The sequence below is a fragment of the Bacillus sp. FSL P4-0290 genome (assembly GCF_037975435.1).
GTDB lineage: Bacteria > Bacillota > Bacilli > Bacillales > Bacillaceae > Bacillus > Bacillus subtilis.
Genome location: NZ_CP150253.1, coordinates 1,095,939 through 1,108,707, shown reverse-complemented (window position 1 = coordinate 1,108,707; position 12,769 = coordinate 1,095,939). Strand labels below are relative to the sequence as shown.

Genomic DNA, 12,769 nt, shown 5'->3' with positions numbered 1-12,769 from the left:
AATTCCGGAGCTTATGGATCTCGCTATAATGTCAGAATGTGCCCTCCGTCAAAGAAATAAAGCGCACATCCCTTTACCTTTGTTTTTGCAATTTGCTCCACTGCCTTCGTGTACAGCTGAATTTGCGTTTCATATCGTTTCTTCAAGATCGGGGCCGCTCCTTCAAATCCATGCTGGAATTTGCCCTCAATCCGGTCCGACTTATAATCCAATAGATATAATCCGTCCTCAGTTTCATAGAGACAGTCAATGATCCCCTGCACTAAAAGCGGCTCATCTGCCTCCTGTGCATCAGGATAGATCTCCTTGGCCGGAAGCGCTAAGCTGAATGGTATTTCCCTGTCCTTCCACTTTGCGCCGATCAGCTGTCCGCCGATTTCTGTATGGAAAAATTGCACGATTTCTTCTATATCAATAGCGTCTTTTTGTTCTTCAGTGAGAAGCTCTTTTTCATAAAGCCTGTGAACCGTCTGCTCAGCTTCTTCTATCGACGGCACATGTGACAGCGGGATATGCTGCATAACCGTATGCATGGCAGTCCCTTTCTCTGCTGCTGTCAGGCCTTTTTTCATCATAAAAGCGGGACGTCTGAACAGAATGCTTCCATCAGCCGGCTTTACAGGGGCCCTGCCGCTGTATTCATCCTCGTACTCTCTTTTTCTTTTGATCTCAGAAACCGATTGCTTTGTCCGAATTTGCGTCACCTCGTGATGCGGGTATGTCCAGCTCAGCTGCTCGCGGGCTTTTTCATCAAACGCAAACGAGCCGGGAACTGGTTCACCTCGGCGGATCGCTTCTAGGCGCTCGCTTTTTTCTTCCATTCTTTCTTCCAGATCATCATCAAGCAAATCATAGGAATGGATCATTTGAACGGCAAAACGAGCCGGGTGATCTGAGATGTCAGCGTGTGCTGGCACACCAGCCAAATCCTCCAAGTCTCTGTGCCTGGCAAGAGCCGGCCCGATGAAATCTAGATACGTTTTCGCCTGATAGCGGTCAAATTCTGGCAGAAGCCAATCAGTTTGGGACGCGGATGCCTGCCATTTTGCAAGCTGTTTCTGATGATCCTTACATGAGCCAATCAGAAACAGCTTTTCCTTCGCTCTCGTTAATGCAACATAGAGAACACGCAATTCCTCTGACAGCAGCTCCCTGCGCATTTTTTTCTTCATCGCAATGAGCGGAAGCGTCGGATAGCTGATGCGTAATTGCGGATGAATATACTTCGTGCCAAATCCGAGCTCCTTATCCAGCAGGTACGATTTGTTCAAATCCATCATGTTGAAATTCCGGCCGAGACCTGCTGCAAACACGACTGGAAATTCGAGCCCTTTGCTGCTGTGAATCGTCATTAAGCGGACAACATCCTCCTGCTCGCTGAGCGCTCTCGCCGTACCAAGATCATCGCCCCGCTCCTGCATGCGTTCGATAAACCGCAGGAAACGGAACAAGCCGCGAAATGCCGTTGATTCATATTGACGCGCCCTGTCATAAAGAACACGCAAATTGGCCTGGCGCTGTTTTCCGCCCGGCATCCCGCCGACATAATCCATATATTTGGTGTCGCGGTACACTTCCCAAATCAGCTCAGATACTGAGTGGTTTTTCGAAAACGCGCGCCATTTTTGCAGATGTCCGTAAAACGTATTTAGCTTTTGATAAAGCTCATCGTTCCGGTCACCAGCAGCCAGGTAGTCTTTCATCGCCTCATAGTACGGCGCTTTTTTATTTTCAAGCCGGATCAAAGACAGCTCGTTTTCATCTGCTCCGACAATCGGTGAGCGCAGCACAGAGGCAAGCGGTATATCCTGATACGGATTATCAATCACCTTCAGCACAGAAAGCGCGACGGCGACTTCGACCGCTTCAAAATAGCCTGACGTTAAATTGGCGTAAACCGGTATGCCCTGTGCTCTCAGCTCCTCCATGATTTGCGGAGCCCACGGCATCGAACGGAGCAAAATCACGATATCCCGGTATTGAATATTGCGATGTGTTTTCGTTTTTCCGTCATACACCTTAAATGGCGATGAAATCAGCTTGCGAATTTCCTTAGCGATGGCCTTGGCCTCGAACTGCACGGTTTCAAGCTCTTCTGCTTCCTCGCTTGCATCCGTATCTTCTGCGTTGTCGATCAGCAGCAGCTCTGTTTCCGTCTCGTCATTGTCCGGATACGCTGCACCAAGCTTCAGCTCAGCCTGCTCGTCATAATCGACCTCACCGATTTTGCCGCCCATCAGCTGTTTAAATAAAAAGTTTGTGCTGTCTAAAATATCAGCCCGGCTTCGGAAATTTTTATTTAAATCGATTTTCCGCCCCGTGCCTTCTCCGCTCTCTGTAAACCGTTTGTATTTAGAGAGGAAAAGAAGCGGCTCCGCAAGCCTGAATCGATAAATCGACTGTTTGACATCTCCTACCATAAACAGGTTACCAGTCTCCTCCGGCCCGCTTGTGACAAGCTGCAGAATCGATTCCTGCACGAGGTTGGTATCCTGATATTCGTCAACGAGCACCTCATGAAACTGTTCCTGATAAAACCTTGCAGCCTCGCTCGGCCCACGTTCACCTTTGTCATTCTCAGCTGTCAAAATCGCTAAACAGTAATGCTCCAAATCAGAAAAATCGATGATTGATTTTTCCTGTTTCGCAGCTTCGAATCGTTTTCCATAGCTGATGACAAGCTGTACGAGCGTTTCAATGACAGGCTTCATCTCGGCTAGGCTTTTCAAGTGCTGTTCAGGACTTCGCGTGAAGTAGTCGGTTTTGAGCTTTTCAAGCAGTTTTTTTGCGCCGTTTCTCAAATCTGTCGCCTCATCAAGGAGCGCTGGATCGAACTCATCCCCTTTTACTGCTTTGGCACGCTTAAAAGAGACGGCGGGCACCCGCTTATATAGTTCACTGAAATCGTCCTGATGCTGAATCAGTTCATCAATCTTAGCAAGATCATCAAGAAAATTGTCAGCACGCGGCGCCGGGCCGCCCGGCGCTTTCGTCAGCTCAAGCGCGCGCAAGAGCTTTTCCTTCGCCCCGTTAAGCACCATTGCAATATCTTCTTTGACATATTGATAAAACGGCAGCTCCTCGATGGCGTTCTTTTCTGATACATCATACAAATGAACAAAGCTTTCCAGCCACGCCTCCGGGTTGGGATGGGATCGGGAATACTCGTACACCTGTTTAACGAGAAATTGCAGATCCAGATCATGCCGGTCTGTCGTATAGCGGTCAACAAGCTCAAAAAACGCCTTTTCACCCTTTGCGTATTCGTCTTCAAACAGCTCGTCAAGCACTTCATCCCCGAGCAGCTCGCCTTCCGTCTGATCAGCTATCCGAAAGCCCGGATCAAGATCGATCAAGTAGTAATATTTCTTCAGCACTTGCAGGCAAAAGGAATGGAGCGTCGAAATGCTGGCCCGGTTTAAAAGAGACAGCTGGCGTCTAATATGCAGCGAGCCGGGGCGCTGTACAAGCTCTTTTTCCAAGGCTTCTGCGATTCGGTGCTTCATCTCTGCCGCTGAGGCGTTTGTAAATGTCACAACGAGAAGACGGTCTACATCTATTGGGTTTTCCTCCGCGGTGATTTTCCGAATCATTCGTTCAACGAGCACAGCGGTTTTACCAGAGCCCGCAGCCGCTGCCACAAGAATATCCTGGCCGGTTGAAACAATGGCATTCCATTGGTCATCTGTCCATGTGCTGTCTGCCGGTTTAGGAATGTTCATTGCCATCCGCCTCCTTTTTTATCCACTCAAGTATTGTCTTGTCCTTTTCAGCCTTTAATGGGCGATACTCGTTTTCTTCCAGTGATTCATCAAATTGGCATACTGATTTGAACGCACAGTATGTGCACGGCGTCTTGTTCTTCATTTTGTACGGCTCAATGGATACGCGTCCGTCGGTGATTTGTTCGCCCGCTTCCTGGAAGGTGCGGCGCACATGCTTTGTCAAAAGATCAAATTCCTTTTCACCGACTGCTGCCGAGTCTGATCTGAGAGATCCGTCTTTTTTCAAGCCGGCGTTTATGATATTTGAACGTCCCTCTTGAAGAGTTGTATCCATGAGGCGAACCACTTCCTGATCACCGAGGAGCAAGCCCTTCATTTTAAATTTCTTAAAGATCTCCTGTTCAATCTCGTCAAGCCCAAGCGGGAGATTAGATTGAATCATCGGGTCATGAATGTGGAAATACAGCACTCCGGCAGGCGTCGCCCTCATCCCGAGCCAGTCAGCTGAATGTGTAATCGATAAATCAAGGTACGTCAGCATTTGCAGTGCCAATCCGTAATATACTTCCGCTAAGTCAAGGCCTTTGTCGCTTGATTTATAATCGACAATCCTGAGGAGCAGGCCTTTTGAGCTTTCAGCCTTATCAACACGGTCAATTCGCCCGACGAGTTCCATCGTACAACCGTTTTTCAGTTGAAAGGTCAGCGGCGGAAGCGGCCCTTTTCCTCCAAAGCCCAGTTCAAGCCCGATCGGTACGAATCCGCTCGCTTTCGCATGCTCGCTTAAAATGCCGGACACACGTGTCACAATTTTTTGCAGTTTTTCCTTCACATAATAATGCCGGTTTGAGCTGAGCAGAATTTCCTTTTGCAGTTTCGGTGCCAGCCGCTCTACCGCATCATAGGAAAACAGCTCGCACTGCTCCTTCGTTAAATCGCGCCAATCCAGCTTTTGCTCACGCAGCCTGTCCGAAATCAGCTTTAAGCTGGAATGAAACAGCTGGCCGATATCCGGTGCTTCAAGCTTGAAGAATTGCCGTTCCTTCAAATGCAGCCCGTGTGACGCAAAATGGGAAAACGGGCATGCGTTAAAGGTTTCCATTCTCGATACACTGCCCTGAATGCGTTCACCATAGAGCTGTCTCGACACGCTGCGTTCAAGCTGCTTCACTTCATTCCGGAAAAACAGGCTTGAGAACAGCTTTTTCGATTGCAGCCTGTCCTGCTCACTCATCAGCACATTGTACGTGCTCCACCAGACGTCGCTGATGTCGTATTCCCGAGTCCATAACCTGAGCTGGCTCGCGGTAAAGGACTGTGCCACGCTTTTATTCACGACATACATCAGCTGTTCCTCATCGCTGACCTGTTCAGGTTCATTTGTTAACAGGCGCTCCTTATGATGCGGAAACAGTTCTCCCAGCCGCTTAACGATCATCGACGGCAAAAGCGTTTTTCCTTCCGCATCAGCAATCGGATACGATACGTAAAGCCGGTCAGACGGACTTGAAAACGCCATGTAGATGAGGAAATGCTCATCAAGCAAACGCTCCCGTCCGCCTGAGGATAGCTCAACCCCAATCGTTTTCAGCCATTCCCGGTCATCATCCGACAGGACCCCGTTTTCATCAGGGCGTGCCGGCAGAACGCCGTCGTTTGCCCCGAGCACAAAGGTGCAGGAGGTGCCATACATTCTGGACAAATCCATATTGCCGACAAACACCTGGTCAAGCGCAGGCGGAATTAGAGAAAACGTAAGCGACTCCGCGCCGGCTTCTATCATTTGCTGAAACAAATCAAGAGAAATCTCATCATCTCCCATCATTTCAACAAACTCCTCAAGCAGCTGAATGACTGCGTCCCACGCCTGCTGATGCTGCTGCGCTTCAATGATTCTGCCGTCATCCTCAGCACGCTGCCTTTCCTGATCCAGCTTCAGCGGCACATCCGTCTCTTCTAAATAACGATAGAGCGCCTCCGCCTTCTCTTGAACCGTCTTCGCTTTTTTCATGCGTTTTTGAAGCTGAAAAAGCGGCGGAACAATCCAATCGCGGGTGTCATTCAACATGTTTTCCATTTCGATTTCCTGATCAGTCTGCGCAAAATCATCATCCAATGACACAAAACGCCTGTATTGGAACCGATCGCCCTTTGTCCAGCGGTCGCCTTTAATACCATAGGCGATACAGTAATTTTCGAGCTGATCGACCTGTTCTCTCACTTTGGCCTTCGGTTCATTGAGCGGGAATAGCAGTTCGGTTTTCACGCAGCGAAACACCGCTTCATAACGCCAATTCCCTTTCAGAACATCAAGGCTTGACCGGATAAATTCAATTAACGGATGGTTCAGCATAGATGCTTTTCCGTCAATGAAATAAGGAATCTCGTAATCTGCGAAAACTTCCTTCACCATATCCTTGTAGTCTTCCGGCTGGCGCGCAAGAATTGCTACATCCTTATAGCGATATCCCTTCTCTCTGACTAGGGCGTGAATTTCCCGGGCAATGCCTTCCAGCTCAGCTCGTCTGTTTGCGGCCTGCATCACAGTAAGGGCTTCTTGTTTTTCTGCGTATGGAACGGCCGGACGCGCTTCATACTGTGCCTCTAGATGCGCCAATTCCGGCGTCTTTGTATGCCGCTCAGTCCCGCTCAGCTCTTTATACGTAATGTCCAAATTCAGTTCCTTCGCCTTCTGATGCAGGCGGTAATAGGTTTTCCCCGTCATTCTGAACAATTCCAGTTCATGCGGCTCCCGCTCATATGACGGCTTGTCCGCTGTGAGCGAAAACGTGATATGCTCCGCATGAACCATAAGCTGCTCCAACACCCTGAATTCCTGCGGGGTAAACTGATAAAAGCCATCCACATAGATATGGGCGCCTTTTATATCTTCCGCAAGCGGGATATGCTCTGCCAGCAATGTCAAATAATCCTCAGAGTGAAGATATTGATCTGCGAGGCTTTTTTCCATTTGCTGATACAGAATTGATAAGTCATGGAGCTTTTCAGATAAAACACGTTCTCCGCGATACTCGGAAGCCGTTCCGCTTTCCGCCATCCGGCGGATATCCTCCGGTTCCAGACAATAGCGCTTAAACTCTGTCAGCATCCGCTCAACCTGTGCGGTAAACCCGCTTTTGTCACTCGCTTTTTGATAGACTTTGAACTCCTGTTTATGCTCCTCAATGAGCTTCCGCAGGAGCATTTGTACGCCGGTGCTCGTCAGAAACGGCCTGCTCATTCCTCCCGTATGCTGGAGGACGCGCCAGGCCAATCGTGAAAAACTGAACACTTGAGCGCGTATCATCCCGCCCATATCTGGCGTTTTAGCAAGCTCGTATTCCATTAAAAACGTCATTTGATCCGGGACTAGAAAAATGATCGGCTTCCCGAATGGAGCCCGGCGCAATTCATCCTGAATGCTGTTGATGATCAGCTTCGTTTTTCCACTCCCGGACCTGCCTACTAAAAACTCTGCTCCCAAATTAGAAGACCCCTCTCTTTTTATCTCTATATATTTTATCGAATGTTGACGAAAATGACCAATCTGATCTATTGGTAAAAACGGCCTTTTCACATATAAAAAGCTGATTATCTCCGCACATCTCTCCCTGCCCAACATATACTTTTACAGAAGCCCAATTCCTAAGAATGGAGTTGAATCCCCTTGCATTACAGCTACTATCCCTATCCGGTGCCATACAGGGAAGATCCTGTTTTGATTCGAAATTTGCAGAAGGCCATCAACGGAGAATTCAGTGCCATTCAATGCTACCGCAAGCTCGCCGAACTCGCCCACAGCGATGAGGTCAGAAAACAGATTGAAGAAATCAGGCGTGACGAGATTCGCCACCTCCGTGAATTTTCCACACTGTATGGTTCAATTACCGGCAAACACATCATGCCGAAACAAACGGAAGAATGCCCGGACAATTTCACAAGAGGATTGGACGCCGCTTTTAAAGATGAACAAGAAACCGTCGACTTTTACTTGCGTGCGGCCGAGGAAACGTCAAACTTAAAAGCGAAAGGCGTCTTTACGCGCGCAGCACGTGATGAACAAAATCACGCTGTCTGGTTCCTATACTATCTGATGGAACGTTAGATATACCCGTTCAGGGTATATGTACATATCCCCTTAGCTAAAAACACACTCCCCTGTTTTTTTCAAATGCAGCCGGGAAACATAAAACCATATACTGCCATACAGGGGGAATCAACCATGGAGCAATATTCTGAAGCTTGTATTGAGGCTTGCATCGATTGTATGAAGGCTTGCAATCATTGTTTTACTAAATGCTTGGAAGAAAGCATGCAGCATCATCTCAGCGGATGCATCCGGCTTGACAGGGAATGCGCGGATATTTGCGCGCTGGCGGTCAAAGCCATGCAAACGGACAGCCCGTTTATGAAAGAAATTTGTGAACTTTGCGCCGACATTTGTGAAGCACGCGGCACTGAATGCGGAAAGCACGATCATGATCATTGCCAAACATGTGCGAAAGCTTGCTTCGCCTGTGCTGAACAATGCCGCAGCATGGCAGCGTAAAAAAGAGGGTTCAAAAAAGAACCCTCTTTTTATTTGGACAGCCATACGGAGTACAAATCAATCCATCCCTCTTCATCAAGCACCAGGCCTTTTACATTTTTACTTGATGTCACCTGGAGCACATTTTGATACAGCGGGATCGCGTTCAGCTCCTGTATCATCTGCCGGTCAATGTCACGCAGGATGTTGATTCTCGAACAGCGGTCAGGCATGGAAAACATCCGCTCTGTCATTCCTGAGCAAATCTGTGTCAGCTTTTCAGATAGATGCTGATACAAGAAACTGTTCTCCGACAGCAGCAAATGCAGAAAACCAAACTCGCTGTCTTGATAAAACGTCGCACTGTCATGAATGATATCCGCCATCTGCACGATTTCCGGCCGTCGCAGATCAGCAGCATCACAGAATTGAAGTGTAAGCCTGATACCGTGCTGGGCGCAAATATTTTGAATCCATTCGGCGTCCTCACGATGATCCGTTTCCGAAAAGGTATAAAGCACGATTGTTTCGCCCTCGTATCCGCTTTTTTTCAACAATTCAGATGGCGAAACGCCCTCCCACTCAAAAGGACTCGGATGCAAAAAGGACGTAACCGGAATTCTTCGGTGCCCTCCCGCTTCACGAACGAGCCGTTCAGAGGAAATCAGCAGCCGGAGCGCTTTTCTAAAGCTTCGGTGCTGAAGAGGCCCCTTCTTTTTCAGATTAAGCGACAAATACTGAACATGCCGCTCATCAAAGACAGTTTGCTGCTCAGGACATGTTTGTTTTTCTTGAATGGTAAAACCGTTCATCTCTCCGGCTTGCTCAGAAAACACAAACTCAACGCGATCCAAATAGGGGCGTCCCTTGAAGTAGCGCTCATTGGCTTCAAGCACAAGCATCCCGCTATGTTGCTGATTCATCTGAAAAGGCCCTGTTCCATTTTTCCCGCCGCCCTGTTCTGCCGGCAGTATGGACAGCCGTTCATCACAAAGAGCATACGGCAAAAGCGCATTCGGCTTATCGAGTATGAGCTCCACACAATAAGGGCCCTTTTCTAAGACTTGTTTCACTCCGTGCAGAAGCCATTTATACGGGTTGTCAGCCAGTTCCAAAAAGCGCTGAAATGTAAACGCAACGTCCCGCGATGTCAGCGGCTGTCCATTATGAAATAACACACCTTTTCGAAGAAAAAATCTCCATTGTTTTTTTCCGACCTCTTCCCATCCATGAACCAAATGAGGCTTCGGCTCCTGCATATCCGAATCAAACGTGAAGAGTGTATCAAATATCTGTTTGACGAAATGGCCCTCAGACCGCAAAAATATTTGGCATGGATCCAAACTGCTGACAGATTCAGGCGTGATGAACAGCCGCAGGACATCCTTCGCCCCATTCTCGCCTGTCTCCGTCACAAATCCGAATACCTCTGATAGCCACATGTTATATTCGTTTTGAAGCCCTGGAAACGCGGACTGATACTGCTGAAGCAGCTCCTTTGCCTTTTTAAGCTTTCCTGACATGGTATATTCCTTTGCAGTTTGAAGAAGCAGTTCCTCAGGCCTCCGAAGAAACGCGATTTTAGATTTGTGGCCGCGCCCCGCCCCGCTTTCCCGGATAATCCAATTGCTGTTCTCCAGCTTATGTAAAATGAGCTTTGCATTTCTTTCTGTACAAAATAAACAGTCGGCAATCTCAGTAAGCGTCATTTCGTTCATTTGCCCATACTCGGCGCAGCCTGTTTTTACAAGCGCCACGTAGTGCTCTATCAGCTTCAATCCCCGCACCTCCCGACAAAAGGGGAACTTTTATCTCTTCTTTTCTTCACTTTTTGGGCCGCCGCCCCTTCTATACACTACTACTATATCAAACAGCGAAAGGCGGCGATCACATGTTGACCAGTTTTCACTCTATAAAATCGAGATATACCGCTCCCGTTCGGCTCCGCTTTTTCGGCGAATTGCTGACAAGCCTGACAGGTGCAATGATGGGACCTTTTATGGTGCTGTATCTGCATGAACAATTAAACGGCAGTATCATGATGCCAATGCTGATCATCAGCCTTCAGCCATTTGCTGATATTTTCCTGACGCTCGCTGCAGGAAAGGCGGCGGACCGGATTGGGCGGCGCACAGCGATTTTGACCGCATTGCTTCTTCAATCAGCGGCAATGACAGGGTTTGTATTTGCTGAGCATGCGTATGTTTTCGCTATTCTCTATGTCATGAATGGCATCGGAAGATCGTTGTACATTCCCGCTTCCCGCGCCCAAATCGCCGAAAGCACGCCGGAAAGCAGACGTTCGGAAGTGTTTGCGGTCATCAATGCGATCTATTCGGCGGGACTGACGGCAGGGCCGCTAGTGGGGATGCTGCTGTACAATCATAACCCCGTGTGGATATTCGCATTAGATGCCGCAGCATTGTTTATCTACTTTCTGATCGCTGCACTGAAACTGCCTGAGACAAAGCCGCTACACCCAGCTGTTACCCCGAAAATGTCCGCGAGCTTTACGATATACAGGCCTGTCCTGCTTCTTTTGCTGCTTTCTCTCCCCATCAGCATGTTATATGCACAAACAGAAACAACATACAGGCTGTTCAGCAAAAACATGTTTTCTGATTATCTGTCCATGCTGACCATCTATTCAGCAGCAAAAGCTTTATTCAGCTGTGTTCTCCAAGTACCTCTTGTCAAAGGGACCGAAAAGCTTTCAATAAAAACGATCCTCTTCATTACTTATATTTGCTACTCCCTTGCGGCTGCCGGTTTTGCATGCTCAACCTCCCTGATAATGCTTTTAGTGACGGCAGCGATGATGACGGTTGGCGAAAGCATCGGGCTAACCCACATCCAGACCTTCATATCAAAATTGGCGCCGCCTCATTTGCTGGGCCGGTTTTATGCTGTCTATGGTCTGCATTGGGATATATCCCGCTCAATCGGACCGCTGGCAGGCGGGCTGATCCTGACATCATTTGGCGGAGAAGTGATTTTTTACGCTCTTGCCGTATGTCTGCTGACAGCGGGTTTATCTCTGACTTACACAATAGAGAAGCTCGAACACAAGGTCATAAGAAAAGTGAATCGCTTATAGAAAATAATTCATAATTTCTTTATCAACAAAAATATACTATAGTAATAAATACATTCACTACGTGAACAATTGGAGTGTTACGTGAAAAAGGAAGAAGGGTTTTACATTGAAGAAAGACGAAAATCTCCTCAAAGATCTATGGTTTATCGCAATCAGTGCAGCCGGGGGGTTTATTCTTTCATTAACCGGAATATCAATTGGATGGATGATCGGAACACTGATTGTCGCCTGCTGCCTCGCCATGATACGGCCGGCATGGCTGATGATGGCACCAGACCAAAAAGGAATTAACCGACGATGGCTCGCCCTCGGGCAGATGATCCTCGGCATCGAATTGGGCCAAAAGCTGAATTTATCCGTTCTCTCTGTTCTCAAAGACCATTGGTTTTCAGTCGGCGTTATGCTGATATTGTCTATCCTGCTGGCCATGCTGTCAGGATATGTGCTTTGGCGTTTCAGCAAAACGGATATGATGACTAGCTTTGTCGGAACCGCTCCCGGCGGGCTTTCCGCCATGCCGAGCATCGCACAGGAAGTAGGCGCCAATACCGCTATAGTCAGCCTCGTTCAAATGATGCGTGTGCTGCTCGTGGTGCTTTCCATTCCGTTTTTAGTCATTCTGATCTATACAAAACAAGATCGTACCGCAAGTGCCGCAGCAGAGACAATTTCTTCTGCAACGACAGATTTTAGGCTCGCTCCCGTTTTGTGGACCGTCATTCTTATTCTCGCTGCCTGGGGAGCTTGCAAAGCTGCGAAATTTTTAAAATTTCCAGCTCCATGGCTGCTCGGCAGCATGCTCGGTGTAGCAATTGTACATGTTGGCGGAGCTGCGGTGACAGGGCACGACATGACGGCATGGTGGCCGTCACAAGCTAACCATGTATCACAAGTATTTCTCGGGGCAACGATCGGCTCCAAGATGTACAAAAGCATGTTTGCCGGCGTCACCCGTATTATCATCGTCGGGTTTGTCTCGTCCGTCGGTTTAATCGCAGCAATGTTTTTGAGCGCCGTGATCGTTTCCGAGCTAACAGGTATTTCGCTGATCACTTCTGTTCTGGCATTTGCGCCCGGCGGGATTGCAGAGATGGCGACGACGTCAGTTACCTTACATGCTGATTCCACCTTTGTCGTTGCGGTTCAGGTCATTCGCGTCATTCTGGTTATTGCCCTGCTGCCGCCGTTTTATCGCCTGCTTCACCATCTTCATGGTGAAAAAAAAGACAAAAAGAGCTCAATCAGCGGCAGTAATGCCTAGTTGAAAAAAGGCTTCAAGAACTTTTAATTCGCAAACCATCGAGATGGGGAAATATAAGCGGATATTTCGTTGTTAATGGATCAGATTTGAAGTGAGTGCTGCCAGAGGATGAAATGAAAGAAATAATTGACGACTTACGATTGAAAAAGAGGTTAAAA

Annotated in this window: 7 protein-coding genes; 4 read left to right on the top strand and 3 right to left on the bottom strand. The window is 48.1% G+C overall.

The genetic code is table 11. The features are described from left to right. Window positions 1-23: 23 nt before the first annotated feature. Together addA and addB are read right to left on the bottom strand one after the other, a co-directional pair. Window positions 24-3,722, bottom strand: a complete 3,699-nt coding sequence (gene addA / locus MKY10_RS05695) for a helicase-exonuclease AddAB subunit AddA (RefSeq protein WP_015252409.1) — start codon at window positions 3,720-3,722, stop codon at window positions 24-26. Beyond that, window positions 3,709-7,209 (bottom strand): helicase-exonuclease AddAB subunit AddB, encoded by a 3,501-nt coding sequence (addB, locus tag MKY10_RS05690; RefSeq protein ID WP_044052572.1) that lies wholly within the window; start codon window positions 7,207-7,209, stop codon window positions 3,709-3,711. The genes addA and addB overlap by 14 nt, the downstream gene beginning before the upstream one ends. 183 nt (window positions 7,210-7,392) lie before the next feature. On the opposite strand from addB, the gene MKY10_RS05685 reads away from it, so the two are divergent. Next, complete coding sequence (locus tag MKY10_RS05685; RefSeq protein ID WP_003245806.1) at window positions 7,393-7,830, top strand: ferritin family protein; 438 nt, start codon at window positions 7,393-7,395, stop codon at window positions 7,828-7,830. A gap of 117 nt (window positions 7,831-7,947) precedes the next feature. Next, the gene (locus MKY10_RS05680; protein ID WP_061891214.1) at window positions 7,948-8,274 is read left to right on the top strand and encodes a four-helix bundle copper-binding protein; all 327 of its coding nucleotides are present in this window, start codon (window positions 7,948-7,950) and stop codon (window positions 8,272-8,274) included. 29 nt (window positions 8,275-8,303) lie between these two features. On the opposite strand, the gene MKY10_RS05675 is transcribed toward MKY10_RS05680, so the two are convergent. Then, complete coding sequence (locus MKY10_RS05675; RefSeq protein WP_061891215.1) at window positions 8,304-10,031, bottom strand: SgrR family transcriptional regulator; 1,728 nt, start codon at window positions 10,029-10,031, stop codon at window positions 8,304-8,306. Between the two features lie 113 nt (window positions 10,032-10,144). On the opposite strand from MKY10_RS05675, the gene MKY10_RS05670 reads away from it, so the two are divergent. Both MKY10_RS05670 and MKY10_RS05665 read left to right on the top strand, forming a co-directional pair. After that, window positions 10,145-11,350, top strand: coding sequence for an MFS transporter (locus MKY10_RS05670; RefSeq protein WP_015252413.1), 1,206 nt, complete (start codon window positions 10,145-10,147; stop codon window positions 11,348-11,350). 106 nt (window positions 11,351-11,456) lie between these two features. Then, window positions 11,457-12,611, top strand: coding sequence for an AbrB family transcriptional regulator (locus tag MKY10_RS05665; protein WP_015383286.1), 1,155 nt, complete (start codon window positions 11,457-11,459; stop codon window positions 12,609-12,611). The last annotated feature ends 158 nt before the right edge of the window (window positions 12,612-12,769 follow it).